The following is a 17,457-nucleotide window of genomic DNA, read 5'->3' as shown; positions in this document are numbered from 1 at the left end:
TCTCTAGCAGATGGCAGGCGGAAAAGAAACACCGCGGCAGAAGATGATTGGCATGATGTATCTCGTGCTGACCGCTCTGCTGGCGCTTCAAGTTAACTCAGCGATTCTGCTGAAATTTAAATTTATTGACGACAGCCTGACTGACGTTAATGCCAAGACGGATAAGGCTGCCGATGGTACTGTAAAAGGTATTCAGGAAGCTGTGGCTAAGAACCGCAATCAGGCGGCTGACCAAGCTGTATTGAAGCAAAGCGAAGAAATTCGCAGCAAGACGAAGGAAGTACTGGCTTACCTAGCTGGTGTGCGCGAGAAGCTCGTGACAGCAACCGAAAATGATAAGGGTAAGAACGAATACAAAAACATGAGCGCGGAAGACAAGGTGGCTATCACCATGCTCGGCGGCACTCGGAACGGCCTAGCCTACCCGATGCAAAAAACGCTCAATGACTACTCGTCTTATATCGGTCAGTTTGTACCTGGCGCTTCGCCGCTAGCACTCGATGCAAAGGTAGACCCACGCGTAACCGACCCTGAGCAGAAGAACAAAAACTTCGCTGAGCTTAACTTCGAGAACACCCCGCTGGTAGCTGCCCTAGCAGTATTAAGCCAGAAGGAAACGGAAGTGCTGAAATACGAAGCTGACGCGCTCCAAAAGCAGGCCGAAAAAGTAGGTGCTAAAACTATTGTATTCGATAAACTAGGAGCCTTCGCTTCGGCAGAGTCAAACACGGTAGCAGCTGGCACTAAGTACAAAGCAGAGCTGTTCCTGACGGCTGCTGCTAGCGGTCTGAAGCAGAACATGACGTACAACGGCAGCGCGCTGACTGTTGACCCTAAGACCAACCACGGCAAAATCGAGTTTACGGCGCGTCCGGGTAACTTCGATGCTTCAGGCAATGCCAAGGCTAGCTGGACGGGTACCATCCGTATTAACCAGAATGGTCGTGATACTACTTTTAAAGTAGTAGTTCCTTACACTATCACCAAACCGGTGATGCAGATTCAGTCGGCTTCGGTACAGGCTCTGTACTACAAGTGCGGCAACAAACTGAGCGTGCAGGTGCCGGCTCTCGGTGCCCAGTACCAGCCAAGCTTCTCTGCTTCGGGCGCTTCAGTTATCACGGGCCAGAAGGGTGAGGTTACGCTAGTGCCTAATTCACGTGAAGTAACCTTGAACGTAAGCAGCGGTGGCAATGCTATCGGCTCGCAAACCTTTAAAGTTCGTCCGATTCCGAACCCGACTATCAAGTGCTATGCTGGTGGCAGCGAAGCTAATGAAAAGCAAGGAACTCCAGGCACGGCAATTCGGTCTATCACCTTGCGTGCCATTCCGGACCCTGGCTTTCAGACCTTCCTGCCCGAAGATGCCCGGTATCGTGTATCGCGCTTCACGGCCGTATTGGCTCGTGGCAAGCGGCCGGTAATCGGTCCGAAAACCATTAATGGTGCTCAGGGCGACTTCAGCGACATGGTGAACGCTTATAAGGAAGGCGACCGTTTGTTCTTGGAGGTACAGGCAGTACAACGCATGAATTTCCAGAACCAAGTTGAGGACGTGAACATGACTCGCACGTTCAATATTCCGCTGCAATAAGGTAATTACATAATTCGTTAGCTTTAAAAATTCTATTATGACCCGCTATTTCAAGGCGTTGCCTATTACCGCTGCGGCCCTGCTAGCCGCCTTGGCGGGCCGAGCGCAGGAACAGGCCACCTCAACCGTGACGACGGGGGCCATCCGGCAGATTCCGGTTTCGGACCAAATGTTTCGCAAAACTATCACGCGGGCCATTGACCTGCGTGAGAAGCAGAACCGCCCCATGTTTTCGGACGGTAAGGAAATCAGCCGGGTTATTATAGATGCTGTAAGGCGTGGAGAATTAACTGCTTATAAGAATGACTCGGTGACTTCCACCTTCACTCCGAAGGAGATGTCATCTAACATGTCGTATGCTATCGAGGCTCCTATCAGCCCCGATGCTGACGGTGGTGATTGGGGCAGTACCCCTGCCCCTAAGAGCACAAAGAAAGCAGCTCCGGCTAATGATGGCTGGGGCGCCCCAGTTGCTTCTACTCCGCCTGCTTCAAGCGCCCGCCGCGAGAAGGTTCTAGATAAAAACGGTAAGCCAGTAAAGAAGAACGGCAAGTATGTGTATCGTACAGTACGAACTTCGACGGTAGCCGCTGCACCGCCGCCTCCGCCCGCTACTTCAGCCGAATACCGCCCGAAGGACATCTACCAGATGGAGTTGACGGAGGAGATGATTTTCGACAAGAAGCGCTCGCGGATGTATCACCAGATTAAGACGATATCGCTAAAGCTACCGTCGACGCTCTCTACTAACACGTCGGGCCTTGAGAAAAATATTGCCACGTTCAAGTATTCTGACTTGGTAAAGGTGTTCCGCAACAATCCGCAGCAAGCCATCTGGTTTAATACGCAGAACGACGCGCAGCACAAGAATCTAGCCGATGCGTTTGAGTTGTGGCTGTTCAACTCGTACATCGTGAAAGTGTCAAACCCGGCTGGTGATGACCTAGCTACGCAGTACGGCAGTGAGCGCAATGGCCTACTGGCTGCCCAGCAAACTGCTGCTGACCTCATAGAGTATGAATACAGCCTGTGGAGCTTCTAAGCCACCGCTAGGCCTACTCCAACAAAAAAGCCCGTGCTGTACAGCACGGGCTTTTTTGTTGGAGTAGGCCTGCTATTCTGTAGGAGAAGCTTCTTGCTGATTAAAATAGTTTAACAATACTTTGGCTTTGGCTTTACCTACTTCGGTCACTAGTTCGGCTTCGGTTAACTCCTTTATTTTCTTCACAGACTTGAACTTACTCAGGAGCTTATCAGCCGTGACGGGGCCTAGCCCTTTGACATCGGTAAGCTCCGTTTTAAGCGTAGCAGCGTCGCGGGTGTTGCGGTGGAAAGTGATGCCAAAGCGGTGCACCTCATCGCGCATGCGCTGGAAGAGGCGCAGGCTCTCACTCTTTTTATCGATATAGAGAGGTAGTGGGTCGTTGGGAACGTATATTTCTTCGAGGCGCTTGGCAATGCCGATTACCGGGATTTGGCCCCATAAGTTGAGGTCCTTCAGTGCTTTCACGGCCATGCTGAGCTGGCCCTTACCGCCGTCTACAATCACGAGTTGGGGGAGGCTAGCACCTTCATCTACCAAGCGGCGATAGCGGCGTGTGATGACTTCGTACATGGTATCAAAGTCATTGGGGCCTACTACCGTCTTCACGTGGTAGTGGCGATAATCCTTTTTGCTAGGCCGTGCATTGCGGAAACAGACCATTGCCGACACCGGGTTGTCGCCCTGAAAGTTGGAGTTGTCGAAGCACTCGATGTGCTTGGGTAGCTCTTTCAGGTGCAGGTCTTTCTTAATCTGCTCCATGATGCGTACCTCATTCACATCCTTGCTCTTCTCATTCATGCTCTCCTTTTCCTTGCGGGCATAGAGTACGTTCTTAATGCTAAGCTCCAATAGCTTGCGCTTATCACCTATCTGGGGCACCGTGAACGTGACGCCGGGCAGCGGTAAGTTTTCCACGGGCACATTGCTTAAGATTTCCTTCGCCTCGCTTTCAAACTCCTGGCGCAGCTGCATGATGAGTGGAACCAGAATTTCGGCGTCTGTTTCATCAAGCTTTTTGGTTAGTTCGAGGTTTTGGGTAAGGATGATGCTGCCGTTCATCACCTTGAAGTAGTTGACGAAGGCCGACTTTTCATTTGAAGCGATGGCGAATACGTCGATATTGGTGAGCGAGGCGTTGACAATAGTGCTCTTGGCTTGGAAGTCGTCGAGCTTGTCGAGCTTTTGCTTGAACTGGTGGGCTAGCTCGTACTGCATTTCTTGCGCCGCCGCGGTCATCTTCTCGCGGAAATACTGCTTGGGTAAGCGCAAGTCGCCGCCCAGTATCTGGCGAATTTGCTGGATATATTGGTTGTACGTGGCCTCATCTTCCTTAGCTTCGCAGGGACCCTTGCAATTGCCAATGTGGTACTCCAAGCATACCTTAAACTTGTCCGCGGCCACGTTTTCGGGGCTCAGGTTGTAAGTACATGTGCGTAGTGGGTATAAAGCCCGGATAAGCTCTAGCAGCACGTTGAGGCCGCCCTGGTTGGCATAGGGGCCAAAGTACTGGCCATCGCCGGGCTGCTTGTTGCGCGTAGGGATGAGGCGTGGAAAGCGCTCCTTGGTTAGTAGCAAGTAGGGGTAGGTTTTCCCATCCTTGAGCAGGATGTTGTACTTGGGCTGGTGCTGCTTGATGAGGTTGTTTTCGAGCAAAAAAGCATCTGACTCCGAGTTGACAATGGTGAACTCGATGCGCTTGATGTTTTTGACGAGCTGCTGGGTTTTCTTATTATGGTCCTGCTTGGTGAAGTAGCTGCTCACGCGCTTGCGCAGGTCCACGGCCTTGCCCACGTAGATGATGCCTTCGTCGTCGAAATAGCGGTACACGCCGGGCTGGTGGGGTAGGCGATTTATCTGTTCTTGTAGTTCAGGTTTGGCCGGCATAGGGAGGCAGATTAGTCAGACTAGCGGTACGGGAAGTTACCGCTGAGGTACGCAGTGGGAGACGCGGAGGTGCGCGGATGGGGATAGTGTAACAAAAATGGCCGACGAAAAGCGCCGGCCATTTCTACAAGTTCAGGGGCTAGCTGCGGGCTAGATGTCTTTGTTGTCGAGCGGGTCGAGGGTGGGCTGCACCATCTTCTGGTCGGCCGGGATGGTGTCGCGCTGGCCACCGTAATATTTCGAGCAGTCGAGCTCAATGGTAAGCGGCTGGGCGGGCGCCGGGAAGGGCCCGCGGTCAATATCGAGCGACTTATCGGCGTACACCTTCTTCATGAAGATGCCGTAGAGCGGCAGGGCTAGCCGAGCCCCCTGGCCATAGGCGCCGGTGCGGAAGTGAATGCTACGGTCTTCGCCCCCAATCCACATGCCGCACACGAGGTTGGGCGTGATGCCCATAAACCAGGCATCGGAGTAATTAGAGGTAGTGCCGGTTTTGGCGCCAATCTGATAGGGAAAATTGAAGCCCGTGTGCAAAATAGTGCTAGTGCCACCCTGCTCAGTAGTGCTGGCTTGCAGCATATTGGTCATCACGTAGGCCGTTTCTTCGCTCAAGGCTTCTTTGGTAGGCGCCACAAAGCGGCGCAACTCATTGCCGTTCTTGTCCTCTATCCGCGTCACCATGATGGGGCCGGTCCACACACCCTTGTTTACGAAGGTGCCATAGGCGCCGCACAACTCGTAGATGCTGCAATCGGAAGCCCCGAAGCCTACGGCCGGCACCGGGTCGATAGGCGAGGTAATGCCGAGGCGCTTGGCGTAGGCTACTACCGTTTCGGGGCCTAGCTTATACACCAGCCAAGCCGTGATAGAGTTCATGGAGCGCGCTAGGGCCTGCCGCAGGGTAAACGTGCGCCCCGAGTAGCCGCCCTCAAAGTTTTTGGGCGTGTAGGGGGGCCGACCGGCCACGCCAGGGAAAGTAGTTGCCACATCGGGCCGCGGGAAGCACGGCGAATACCCCTGGTCAATGGCTGCCGTGTACACGATGGGCTTGAAGGTAGAGCCGGGCTGGCGCTTGCCTTGCCGCACGTGGTCAAACTTAAAGAACTTGTAGTTGGGCCCGCCTACCCACGCTTTGATATAGCCATTGAGCGGATTGACAGCCATGAAGCCAGCCTGCAGGTAGCGCTTGTAGTAGGCTAGCGAGTCCATTGGCGACATTAGCATTTCCTTCTCGCCCTGCCACGAGAATACCGTCATCTTGTACTTCTTGTGCAGATAGTGGTTCACTGAGTCGCGGTTGCCGTCGTAGCGCTCCATGAGCGACTTATAGCGCTGAGTGCGGCGCATCGACGTTTCCAGAAACTGCGGAATCACCTTGCCGTTCTCGTCGCGCCAGGGCAGCTGGCCCTTCCAGTGGGCCGAAAACCACTTCTGCTGCAAGGCCAGGTGCTCGGCCACCGCTTTTTCGGCATAGGTCTGCATGCGCGAATCGAGGGTGGTGTAAATTTTAAGACCATCAGCGTAGAGGTCGTGGTCGGTTTCCTTGGCCCAGGTTTGCAGGTACTTGGCCACCTCGGTGCGGAAATAAGGGGCTAGCCCTTGCACCGGGCTCTCGACCGAGTAATGCAGCACAATAGGCTTGGCGGTGTCCTTCACCATCTCGGCCGCCGGCAGGTAGCCGGCCTTGGTCATTTGCTGCAGCACCCAGTTGCGGCGGCGCTTCGAGCGCACCGGGTGCAGTGCCGGGCTAAAGCGCGAGGGTGCGTTCACGATGCCCACCAGTGTAGCCGCTTCGGGCGTGGTAAGCTGCTTGGGGCTCTTGTTGAAAAATGTTTTGGCCGCCGTGTTGATGCCGAACGCATTGGAGCCGTAGTCCACGGTGTTGAGGTACATCCGCAGAATTTCGCGCTTGGTATAGTTGCGCTCCAGCCGGATGGCCAGCAGCCACTCCTTGGTTTTGGTGATGAGCAGGCCTAGCCGGCCGGGGCCGTTGAGGATACCGTCGTTGAGGTTGCTTTCCTCGCCGGGGCGGGTTTTAAACAGCACCTTGGCCACTTGCTGACTGAGCGTAGAACCGCCGCCGCTACGCCCCAAGCCCGCCACGGCGCGCATAATGCTTTTGAAATCGATGCCCGAGTGCTCCTCAAAACGCACGTCTTCAGTAGCGATGAGGGCATCGATAACGTTCTGCGGCAAGTCCTTATACTCAACCGGCGTGCGGTTTTCGCGGAAGTACTTACCTAGCAGCACCCCATCGGCCGAGTATATTTCGGAGGCCAGCTCGCTCTTCGGGTTTTCGAGCGTTTTCAGGTTGGGCATGCGCCCAAACAGGTTCATGAAGTTGATGCTCACCGCCCCCACGTAGAGCAGCAGCGCCAGCGTACCGCCCACAAATAGCACCCACATCGTGCGCGTAAAGGCTTCGAAGCGCCCTTTGCGCGGCGGTGGCGGGGTGCCTCGGCGCACGGGCGGACGTTGGCGGGGCGGGGAAGAGGGAGAACTGGGCATCGTAACTGAATGGGTAATCTGGAATGCAGAATGAAGAATTTCGTGGAAGTACAAGAGCAATTCCTCCTTCTACATTCTTAATTCCAAATTCGCTTACTGGTAAACCTTCTGGTAAAATTGCTGATAGCCGGCCAGGTCGCCGCCCGCTGCTTGCAGCAGCGTCAGGTTATCCAGGCTGATGACGACGGCCTGGTAGCCTTGGCCGCGCAAGCGGGCTAGCGGCGACTGCGGCCCGCGCAGCTTGGTAGCGTAGCTCTGGGCCACCTTCGAGCCCGGCAAAGACCGGACCACCACCATTTCCTGTTCGGCCCCTAGTGGCTGCGCCGGCTGCACGGTCAGATTGCTGGCCCGAAAAAACTTGCCATTATACGTCGTAAGCTGGCTGGGCAGGTCGGCCGTGGGTGCCGCACCCTTTGGGTACACCAGCACGACGGCATGGGCCGCGCTCAGCTGCGTGGCATAAGCTACCGTGGGGGCCGCCGCCGCAGCGGGCGCTGGGGCCGGCGTAGTCAGGGCCACTGCCGGAGCTGCCGGGGGGCTAGCCAGTGCGGGCACATTGGCGCCGGGCGTAGTAGCAGAGGGAGGAGGCACCGCCGATGCGGGGGGCGCCATTGCCTTAGCCCTAAGGGTAGGCTGCGGAGCTAGGGCACCCTGTACGTCAGGAGCTTTAGGTATAGTAGCAGGCGTAGGGCTAGTAGGCGTAGGTACTGCCGGGGCGGGGGCTGCCGGCGCATCGTCTTCGTAATAGATGCGCATGCGGTTATCGACTTCGCCGGGCCGGAACTGCGATGACAGCTGCGGCTTCTCAGTCGAGGCTAGCGCGCCGTAGAGCTGGCCGGCTTCGGCCTTTTGGTAGGCACCGGCCAGGGCTAGTGCCTGGGGCACCAACGGGCTATCGGGGTAGTCTTTGGCGAATTGACCAACCAAATTCTTTACTTCTACCGGCGGCTGTGTCCGGATGGCCAGCAGTAGCTTCAGGTACGCTGCCCGGTCTTGCAGGTCGCTCTTGGGGTACTGCTTCTCGAGGCGCACCACTACGGCTTTTGCTTTCGTAAACCGTTGGTCTTTATAGAGCATGAAGGCCGAGTCGAGCCTAGCGGCCACGGCATTGTGCAGGGCGCGCTCGTGCTCCCGATATAGCGGGTCGGCAATGAGCTTGGCGTAGGTGGAGGTCGGAAACTCGCGCTGCAAAGCCGCTGCGTACTGCGCCGCCTTGGCGGCATCAGGTAGGTCCTTATAGTAGAGATAAAGCAGGTAGTCGGCATCCGGGGCGTGGGCACCGCGCGGGTAGCGCGTCACCTCATTGGCGTAGGTTTCATAGCCGCGCTGCTTTTCCTTTAATAACTCTTTGTAAATGCCGCCCAGGGCGTACATCGCGGCTTCTACTTGCTGGTCAGAAGCCTGCAACTTATCGGGCGAGGTGGGAAGGGTCTGGCGGTACTGCGCCACGAGCGCATTTTGCGCAGCCTGCGGGTCGGCTGCTGCCGCGCCAGCGGGGCTAGCGCCGGGTGCACCGCCGTTCACCCGCGTCTGGTCGTTGCCGGTAATACTCACCGGCACTCCCCCGTTTTGTGGCGCGTTGGGCGAGCTGCTCGGGGTATTCACGGTGCGCCAGTTGTCTTGCAGCTTGCGGTCGCCCCACAGCCGAAGAAAATCGGCCCGGGCCGTGCCCAGCGACGTCGCGTTATCAAAATACCAACCCGCGCCACTCGCCACGGCCGTGGTGGCATCGAAGCCGTTGGGGTTGCTGATGTCGCGCTGGATACCGCTCAGGGCGCTGGGCGGGGCCGTGATGCGGCTGGCATCGGCCTGCTGCTTTTTAGCTAGGGCCTGCTGGGCGGCTAGCGCTTTGGCCTGCGCCTGGCGCTTGGCCTCCAGCTCGGCGGCGGCGTAGGTATTCAGGCGCTTGTCGAGCTCGGCGGCGGGCAGCCGGGCCAAGGCCTGCAGGCTGTCCTGGGTTTCAATGATGGTGTATTGCTTTGCAAACTCTTTCAGGATGTCTGCTCGCTCCTTCGTATTGGCATAGAGTGGGTTATCCTTGGGCATGGCCTGCGTGGTGCTGTCATAATAGGCAGATGCCAGCCGATACTTCTGCAGGTTTTCATAGTAGATGCGCCCCGCCAGCAGGTACGTGTAGCCTTTTTGTGACTTGCTGGTGGTGGGCTGCCGGGCTGAGGTGCGCAGCAGGGCTAGCGCATCGGCGTACTTCTGCTGGCGGTAGGCCAGCCGGCCCATCTCGTAATAAATTTTATCGCGGTACTCTTTGTTCTTCAGGTCTTTCAGCAGGGCCGCGAAGTATTTGTCGAGCCGCTCTTTGCTTTGCTGGTCGAGGTCCGACACCTGCCCAAGCAAGAGCTTGCTCTGAAAGTCAAGCTCATAGGGCGGGTTGTGCTTCAGGATGTTGTTGAGTTGAGCCGTAGCTTCCTTATTCTGGCCCTGCGCCTGGTAGAGCTGCGCCAGGATGAAGCGCGTACGCGAGCGCTCATTCTTGGTCGGAATGAGCGGCACAGCCTTCTCTAGCTGCGCGATGGCTAGCTTGGGCTCCTCGGTTTGCAGGTAATAATCGGCCCTAGCCAGGAAGAGCTCGCGGGCATCTTTGGGCAGGCCCACTTCCTTGTCGAGCAGGTCCGATACGGCCTTTGCATTATCGAGCTGCTTGGTAATGAGAAAGGTGCGCATCAGCCCGATGAGCGCTTCCTGCTTGGCAAACGGGTCGCGGCTGGTGCTGTTCACGTACTTAAACGTGAGGGCCGCATCGTCGAACTCCATTTTATAATACCGCGACCAGCCCACCAGCAGATAAGCATCATCGGTCCAATCGGAGCCGGCGCGGTGCTGAATGGGCAGCGAGGCCTTCTTAATAATGTCGTTGAGGTCGGCCCGGGTGGCGCGCACCGTGGTGCTGTCGAGGGTAGGGTAGAGGGGCAGCACGCGGTTGTAGTCGTCGTTGCGGCCCTTGTAGAGCGTCGCCTCAGTGGCCCACAGCTTTTCGCGGGCCAGAAAGAAGCCATTGTCGCGGGCCGCCACGTTGTTGAGCGCATGGCTCAGAATCGACTTATCGGAGGCGCAGCTAGCCGCGCTCACGCCCAGCCAGGCCAGCAGCCAAAACCGGTAGTATTTCAGGGAAATAGCGATTTTCAACGTTAAAAGGCTGGTCTGGTAAGTAAGTCGCAACGCCTGGCACGGCCCAAAATGTTCGGCCCCCTGTCGCTAACGGCCGGCAACCCGTAAAATTACGCCCGGCTAGCCCGAAACCTTCATCCAACGCTTAGCTTTACCGCCCTCCCAACCCGCCCACCCGCATGGCTACCAAGCTCCCCGATTCAGAAGCCGACGACTCGGCTCGCAACAGCTCGGCCCTGGGCAAGTACTCAGGCATCGCCGTGCAAATGTTTGCCATTATCGGCCTCAGTACCTGGGCCGGAATCTGGCTCGACAAGCACTTTCAGACCCATACGCCCTGGTACACCATTAGCCTCACGCTACTAGGCATCTTCGGGGCGCTGTATCAAGTCATTCGCTCGGTCACACAGCCCTGAGTATGCTCACACCCCGTTTAATGCGCTACGTGCTTGCACTCAGTGTACTAGCTGTGCTGCTAGGGCCGAAAACCAGCGGCGCGCAGGCTCAGCCAACTCACGCGGGTCTTCTGGCTCCCGGCGTAGTGGTGCTGCGCAACAAGGGACAGTTGCTGCCTCTGCGCCGCCTCGATACGCTACGGCTAGCCACCGTGAAACTGCATAGAGGTGTTGATACCGTTGGTTTTAACTGGCCGCTGCCGCAGGAAGTGGCGGCTTATGCTCCGACTACGTTTTTTACTGGCGCTCGCCCGGCCGATGTAGCGGGCTTGCGCAAGGCCAACCTGCTGCTGCTAGCCCTGCCCGATGGTGCCAGCACCGACCGCGCCGTGCTGCGCCGGCTGCTGGCCCTACGCAAAGAAACCGTAGCGTTAGTATCCGACAGCGCGGCGCTTGGTGCGCTACCCGAGCTGCGGCAGGCTGCCGCTGTGGTGCTGGCCCCTTCGCACAGCTATCAGGCGATAAGCCAGGCAATACAGGTCATCTTCGGTGGGCGCGGGGTGGCGGCCCATGCGGGGCTGGGGCCGGGGCTAGCCCCGCCGGGCGGCCTGCGCCTCGCCTATGGCACGCCCGCCGAGGCCGGCCTACGTGCCAATCTGCCGGTGCTGGTCGATTCGCTACTCAAGCACGCGCTGGCGGCAGGGGCGTTTCCGGGGGCGCAGGTCATCGTGGCCCGGCATGGGGTGGTGGCGCTGCGCCGCAGCTACGGCGTGCTGCAGGCCGAGGCTAGCCCCGGTACCCAGCCCCAGCCGGTGCTCAACAATACGCTCTACGACTTCGCCTCGCTTACTAAGGTGACGGCCGCGCTGCCAGCTCTTATGCTGCTGGAAGACCGCGGCCTGCTAGGGCCTGACTATACCTTGGGAGCCCTGTTTGATTTTTTAAAAGGTACCAACAAGCAGGACTTGCGCTTGCGCGACGTACTGACGCACCAGGCGCGGCTGCGGGCATCCATCTCGTTCTGGCCCGACTACATGAGTCCCGATGGTAGCCCAAAAACGGCATTTCTGCGGCCCGATTCGTCAGCCGCATTTCCCTTGCCGGTGGCGCAGGGCCTGTGGGCTAGCCGCGAAATGCCGATGCGATTGTACCAGGGCATCGGTACCTCGGCGCTCAATGCCAAGCCGGGCTACGTATACTCCGACTTGTCATTCATGCTCTACCCGTACTACGTGCAAAAGGCTACGGGCCAGCCGTTTGACCAGTTCGTTGCGATGCAGCTTTATCAGCCGCTCGGAGCAACTACGCTGGGTTTTAATCCGTTGCGCCGCTTCCCAGTCAGCCGCATCGCGCCTACCGAGTACGACTCGGCGTTTAGGCACCAACTGGTGCGCGGCACCGTGCACGACGAGGGCGCTGCCCTGCTAGGGGGCGTGAGCGGCCACGCGGGCCTGTTTGGCTCGGCCAACGACCTGGCCAAGCTCGTGCAGATGTACCTGTGGCAGGGGCGCTACGGCGGGCAGCAGCTCATCAAAGCCGAAACGATAGCCGAATACACCACCTGCCAGTTCTGCCCCGACAACCGCCGGGCGCTGGGCTTCGACAAGCCCGACCCCAAGAATCCAGCCTTGAACGCGGCCCGTAGCGCCAGCCCGCGCAGCTACGGCCACACCGGCTTCACCGGCACCTACTTCTGGGTCGAGCCCGACCTCGACTTATTCGTTATCTTGTTTACCAACCGCGTGAACCCCACGCGCCGTAATGGCAAACTGGGCGAGCTAGGGGTACGCTCAGCGTTGTTGCAGCTGGCCATTGAGAGCGCCCGGCCCTAGCAGAGGCATCTCAACCGAAAAGAAACCTGCGGCCGTAACGAGAACAAATGCACTATCGATGTGCGCATACTAGCGCCGCCGCGGCTGGTGGACTCGCGTTGGTATCTCGGGCCTCTCTACCACTCACTGTAGCGTATTAAAAATTTTCAGCGTTTTTTCATAAATAAAGCCCTGTTGGCCTTGGCCAACGGGGCTTTTGCGCGCATTTGTGCCGACCTTTGCGCCCCGGTTTAGGCCAACTGCCCATGAATGCTCGTTTTCTTACCCAATTCGCTGCTTTTGCGCTGAGCTCTTTGGCCGTGCTTTTCGGCTTGCGGGCGGCCTTCGGGCCGGCGGTGGTGCACCCACTGGCGCCGCTCGTGCTAGGGGTGTTGCTGGCGCTTACGCTGCTCGCGTATTGGCTTACGGCAAGCGTGGTGCGGAACTCTCCCAATAATTTTCTAGTAGCGTATTTCAGTGGCGTCGGTGTGCGTCTGGTGCTCGGAATCGGGATTATTCTTGTCTACTTTTTTCGCAGTAACCTCCACGACAATCACAGTTTGCTTACCTTCTTGGGAGCCTTCTTCATTGGCTACTTTCTGTGTGCTGGCTTTGAAATATGGGCTATTTTTAGTAACTTGCGCCCGTTTTCAGCGAAGCAAGTCCCAAAAGCATAATAATTTACCCTTGGACTTGGTTTTTAACTCCTATTGAATGAAGCGTTTACTCACCCTCTTACTTTGCCTGTGCACGTTCGTCGGCTTTAGCGCCGAACCCACTAAAACGGGTGAAAAAGGGGAGTCCTTCAACCCGGGCGAAGTTATTTTGCACCACGTTGCCGACTCGCACGAGTGGCACTGGTTTAGCACCGACAACAGCAATTTCGTTACCTATCTGCCCATCATCGCTTACCAGCCTGGCAAGGGCTTGTCGGTATTCTCGTCCAAGCATATAGCTGAAGGCGAAACCTACGGCAACTTCAAGCTGGAAGAAGAGAAACTCGTTACGACCGATGGCAGCAAAGTCTACGACTTTTCCATCACCAAGAACGTAGCCGCCCTTGCTATGAGTAGCCTGGTGTTGCTGCTGGTGTTCTCTTCCGTTGCTAAGTCGTATCGTCGCCGCGCCGGTCAGGCGCCATCGGGCCTGCAAAATGCCCTTGAGCCTTTCGTACTATTTATTCGCGACGAAGTAGCCAAGAAAAGTATTGGCCCGAAGTACGAGCGCTACATGCCGTACCTGCTCACGGTATTCTTCTTTATCTGGTTTAATAACCTGCTTGGCCTCACGCCCGGCGCAGCCAACCTCACCGGCAATATTGCCGTAACGGGCGCCCTAGCTATCCTTACGCTAATTATCACGCTGTTCAGCGCCAACAAGAATTACTGGGGTCACATCTTCGCGCCACCAGGCGTGCCGTGGCCGCTCTACATTATTATGGTGCCGGTCGAGTTGGTAGGGGTGATTGTGAAGCCCTTCTCACTGATGATTCGTCTGTTTGCCAATATTACGGCCGGCCACATCATCATCCTGAGCTTTATCAGCCTCATCTTCATTTTCCGTTCGGCGGCCACGGGTTTCCTCTCAGTGCCTTTCGGCTTGTTCATCAGCCTGCTAGAGTTGCTGGTGTCGATTCTGCAAGCCTATATCTTCACCCTGCTCACAGCCATGTACATCGGCAGCGCTGTAGAAGAGCATCACCACGACGACGCGCACAGCCACGACGAGGATTTCGGTACTGCCGAGCAGCGCGGCGGCGGCTCCAACTTTACCCACTTCGGCCAGCCCGACGTAGCCGCTCACTAACCCCCTAGCCGGGTAGCCATGCTGGCCGCCGGGTTGTTTTCTCCCAAGTTTTTTCCCTACACACATTTTTCTCTTTACCATGCTTCTTTCGTTGTTGCTGCAAGTTGTTAATTCGGTTGGTCTGGCTGTAATGGGTGCCGGCCTCGGCGCTGGTCTGGCTATCCTAGGCGCTGGCCTGGGCATTGGCCGCATCGGGGGTAGCGCTATGGAAGCCATCGGCCGTCAGCCGGAGGCTTCGGGCAAAATCCAGACGGCTATGCTTATCGTGGCGGCGCTGCTGGAAGGTGCTACGCTGTTCGCCATCGTAGTCTGCCTGCTCATCGCCCTGAAATTGCAGTAATCGCGTCGGTCTAAGCCCGGCCGGCTGGCTTCCCCTGCGGAGGTCAGTCGCGCCGGGTTTTCGTTCGGCTACAGCCTGGTTTTGCTGGCTAGGCCTAGCACGCCGGGCGTTCGGGCAACTTAGCCGCCGCCGGATGTTTATCGGTGCCGCCTCACGGCGGCGCTGCCACCCCGATAATTGCCGTCCTTTATGAATCTTATCACTCCCGAATTTGGTTTGCTATTCTGGCAAACCCTCATTTTTCTTCTGCTCTTTCTGCTGCTGGCTAAGTTTGCCTGGAAGCCTATTTTGGGCTCGCTGAAAGACCGGGAAGACAGCATCGACCAGGCCCTGAAAATGGCCGAGCAGGCCAAGTTGGAAATGCAAAGCCTCAAAGCCGGCAACGAAAAGCTGCTGGCCGATGCCCGCCACGAGCGCGACCAGATGCTGAAGGAAGGCCAGAACATCGCCAACCAACTCATCGAAAAGGCCAAGACGTCGGCTACCGAAGAGGCTAATCGCATTACGCAGCAAGCCCGTGAAGCCATTCAGCAGGAGAAAAACCAGGCGTTGGCCGAAGTTAAAAACACGGCAGCTCAGCTGAGTGTAGACATTGCCGAGCGTGTGCTACGCCGCGAGCTGGCCGACCCGGCTGCTCAGCAAAAGCTGGTAGACGAGTACCTGAAAGACGTAAAGCTCAATTAATTGTCAATGGTTAATTGCTGGTGGTTACTTGCCTCGGCTACACCGAAAAGCAGGGCATAACACTCATTAACAATTAATCATTAACCATTAGCAATTAACCCAATGGCCGACCACCAAGTAGCCGCCCGCTATGCCAAGTCCTTGCTCGACCTGGCCCAGGAGCAGGGCACGCTGGCAACGCTGAAGCAGGATATGGACCTGCTGGCCAATACAATGGCCGGTAGTCGCGATTTGCGCCTGCTGCTGCGCAACCCGATTGTGAAGCACGACAAGAAACTTAGCATCCTTACGGCGCTGTTCAGCGGCAAGGTATCGGACATGCTGATGCGCTTCTTTCAAATTCTCACTAGCAAAAATCGGGAGGATGCGCTCGAGCACATCGGTACTGAGTTTTTGAAGCAGTACAACGCGCTGATGGGCGTGCAGGTAGCTGAAGTAACTTCGGCTGCGCCACTTACGCCGGCTACCCGCGCCGAAATTGAGAAAATGGTGAAGCTACAAACCGGTCTGCCCGATGTGTCGCTCACCGAAAAGGTGGATGCCTCGCTGATTGGCGGCTTCGTGCTGCGGGTAGGCGACCGCCAGATTGATGACTCGGTGAAGGGCAACCTGCGTCGCCTGCGTACCTCGCTCACCGACAATACTTATACTCCCAGCTTAAACTAATATTCCAATGGCAGAAGTACGCCCGGACGAAGTATCCGCCATCCTGCGGCAGCAGCTGTCCAATTTTAAATCGGCCGCCGAGCTGGAAGAAGTCGGCACCGTGCTCCAGGTGGGCGACGGTGTAGCTCGCATCTACGGCCTGTCGCACGCGCAGTCGGGCGAGCTGATTGAGTTCGAAAATGGCCTGCAAGGGCTGGTGCTGAACCTCGAAGAGGATAACGTAGGCGCCGTATTGCTCGGCGACTACTCTGAAATCCGGGAAGGCGCTACTGTGCGCCGCACCAATAAAATCGCTGCAATCCAAGTAGGCGAGGGCATCGTGGGCCGCGTAGTGAATACGTTGGGCCAGCCCATCGACGGTCGCGGTCCCATTCAGGGCCAGACCTACGAGATGCCGCTTGAGCGCAAGGCTCCCGGGGTAATCTTCCGCCAGCCTGTAACCGAGCCGCTGCAAACGGGTATCAAGGCTATCGACGCCATGATTCCGATTGGCCGTGGCCAGCGCGAATTGATTATCGGCGACCGCCAGACTGGCAAATCGACGGTAGCGCTCGACGCTATCCTCAACCAGCGCGAGTTTTTCGAGCGTGGCGAGCCCGTATTCTGCATCTACGTAGCCGTAGGCCAGAAGGCTTCGACAGTAGCGCAGGTGGTGAATGCCCTCACAAAGGGCGGCGCCATGGATTACACCGTGGTAGTGTCGGCCTCGGCCTCAGACCCCGCCCCGATGCAGTTTTACGCTCCTTTCACTGGTGCTGCTATCGGCGAATACTTCCGCGATACGGGCCGTCCGGCTCTCGTAGTCTACGACGACTTGTCGAAGCAGGCGGTGGCTTACCGCGAAGTGTCGCTGCTGCTCCGTCGCCCTCCAGGCCGCGAGGCTTACCCTGGCGACGTATTCTATCTGCACAGCCGTTTGCTGGAGCGTGCCGCCAAAATCAACGCTTCGGACGAGATTGCGCGCAACATGAACGACCTGCCTGAAAGCTTGAAGCCGCTGGTCAAAGGTGGGGGCTCGCTGACGGCCTTGCCGCTCATCGAAACGCAGGCCGGTGACGTGTCGGCCTACATCCCGACTAACGTAATCTCGATTACGGACGGCCAGATATTCCTCGAAACCAATCTCTTCAACTCCGGCGTGCGTCCCGCTATCAACGTGGGTATCTCGGTAAGCCGCGTGGGTGGTAACGCCCAGATTAAGAGCATGAAGAAGGTGTCGGGTACGCTAAAGCTCGACCAGGCGCAGTTCCGCGAGCTGGAAGCCTTCGCCAAGTTTGGCTCAGACCTCGATGCTTCGACCAAGCTCACTATCGAGCGTGGCCGCCGCAACCTGGAAATCCTGAAGCAGCCCCAGTTTTCGCCAGTGAAGGTAGAAGACCAGGTGGCCATCATCTACGCTGCTACTAACGGCCTGCTCGACACCGTGCCCGTGAACCGTGTGCGGGAATTTGAGAAGGAGTTTACGCAGGTGATGAACGCCCGCAATCCCGACGCCCTCAAGGCCCTGAAAGCCGGCAAGCTGGATGACTCGGTAACGGGTGCCATCCGCCAGACGGCCAAAGACGTAGCTGCTAGCTACGCTGCCAAATAAACAGCAAAAA

13 protein-coding genes are annotated in these 17,457 nt (G+C 57.3%); 10 read left to right on the top strand and 3 right to left on the bottom strand.

The features are described 5' to 3' along the window. The first annotated feature begins 10 nt into the window (after positions 1-10). Together porM and porN are read left to right on the top strand one after the other, a co-directional pair. Positions 11-1,594 (top strand): type IX secretion system motor protein PorM/GldM, encoded by a 1,584-nt coding sequence (porM, locus tag J4D99_RS00995; protein WP_208129827.1) that lies wholly within the window; start codon positions 11-13, stop codon positions 1,592-1,594. A gap of 37 nt (positions 1,595-1,631) precedes the next feature. Continuing rightward, complete coding sequence (gene porN / locus J4D99_RS00990; RefSeq protein ID WP_208129826.1) at positions 1,632-2,636, top strand: type IX secretion system ring subunit PorN/GldN; 1,005 nt, start codon at positions 1,632-1,634, stop codon at positions 2,634-2,636. A 72-nt stretch (positions 2,637-2,708) separates the two neighbouring features. On the opposite strand, the gene uvrC is transcribed toward porN, so the two are convergent. The 3 genes from uvrC to porW form a co-directional block, all read right to left on the bottom strand. Further along, complete coding sequence (gene uvrC, locus J4D99_RS00985) at positions 2,709-4,523, bottom strand: excinuclease ABC subunit UvrC (RefSeq protein ID WP_208129825.1); 1,815 nt, start codon at positions 4,521-4,523, stop codon at positions 2,709-2,711. 150 nt (positions 4,524-4,673) lie between these two features. After that, a complete protein-coding gene (locus J4D99_RS00980; RefSeq protein WP_236018448.1) occupies positions 4,674-7,031 on the bottom strand; it encodes a penicillin-binding protein 1A in 2,358 nt (785 codons plus the stop codon). 93 nt (positions 7,032-7,124) lie between these two features. After that, positions 7,125-10,172, bottom strand: a complete 3,048-nt coding sequence (gene porW, locus J4D99_RS00975; protein WP_208129824.1) for a type IX secretion system periplasmic lipoprotein PorW/SprE — start codon at positions 10,170-10,172, stop codon at positions 7,125-7,127. A gap of 161 nt (positions 10,173-10,333) precedes the next feature. Between porW and J4D99_RS00970 the strand changes: the two genes are divergently transcribed. The 8 genes from J4D99_RS00970 (at position 10,334) to atpA (ending at position 17,447) form a co-directional block, all read left to right on the top strand. Continuing rightward, positions 10,334-10,570: an AtpZ/AtpI family protein gene (locus tag J4D99_RS00970; protein ID WP_208129823.1), complete on the top strand. Its 237-nt coding sequence runs from the start codon at positions 10,334-10,336 to the stop codon at positions 10,568-10,570. Between the two features lie 2 nt (positions 10,571-10,572). Then, positions 10,573-12,381: a serine hydrolase domain-containing protein gene (locus J4D99_RS00965; RefSeq protein ID WP_208129822.1), complete on the top strand. Its 1,809-nt coding sequence runs from the start codon at positions 10,573-10,575 to the stop codon at positions 12,379-12,381. 245 nt (positions 12,382-12,626) lie between these two features. Next, positions 12,627-13,037 carry a hypothetical protein gene (locus tag J4D99_RS00960; protein ID WP_208129821.1) on the top strand — a complete coding sequence of 137 codons (411 nt, stop codon included), beginning with the start codon at positions 12,627-12,629 and terminating at the stop codon, positions 13,035-13,037. 148 nt (positions 13,038-13,185) lie between these two features. After that, positions 13,186-14,166, top strand: a complete 981-nt coding sequence (atpB, locus tag J4D99_RS00955; protein WP_236018447.1) for a F0F1 ATP synthase subunit A — start codon at positions 13,186-13,188, stop codon at positions 14,164-14,166. A gap of 79 nt (positions 14,167-14,245) precedes the next feature. Further along, a complete protein-coding gene (gene atpE / locus J4D99_RS00950; RefSeq protein ID WP_208129819.1) occupies positions 14,246-14,506 on the top strand; it encodes an ATP synthase F0 subunit C in 261 nt (86 codons plus the stop codon). Between the two features lie 189 nt (positions 14,507-14,695). Further along, entirely contained in the window at positions 14,696-15,190 is a 495-nt protein-coding gene (locus J4D99_RS00945) for a F0F1 ATP synthase subunit B (protein WP_208129818.1), read from the top strand. 102 nt (positions 15,191-15,292) lie between these two features. Then, positions 15,293-15,856 (top strand): ATP synthase F1 subunit delta, encoded by a 564-nt coding sequence (gene atpH / locus J4D99_RS00940; protein WP_208129817.1) that lies wholly within the window; start codon positions 15,293-15,295, stop codon positions 15,854-15,856. Between the two features lie 7 nt (positions 15,857-15,863). Beyond that, positions 15,864-17,447: a F0F1 ATP synthase subunit alpha gene (gene atpA / locus J4D99_RS00935; protein ID WP_208129816.1), complete on the top strand. Its 1,584-nt coding sequence runs from the start codon at positions 15,864-15,866 to the stop codon at positions 17,445-17,447. Positions 17,448-17,457: the final 10 nt, after the last annotated feature.

Source organism: Hymenobacter sp. BT559 (assembly GCF_017571525.1).
GTDB classification, from domain to species: domain Bacteria; phylum Bacteroidota; class Bacteroidia; order Cytophagales; family Hymenobacteraceae; genus Hymenobacter; species Hymenobacter ginsengisoli.
The sequence above is the reverse complement of the archived record's forward strand: the minus strand, read 5'-3'. Positions and strand labels throughout refer to the sequence as shown.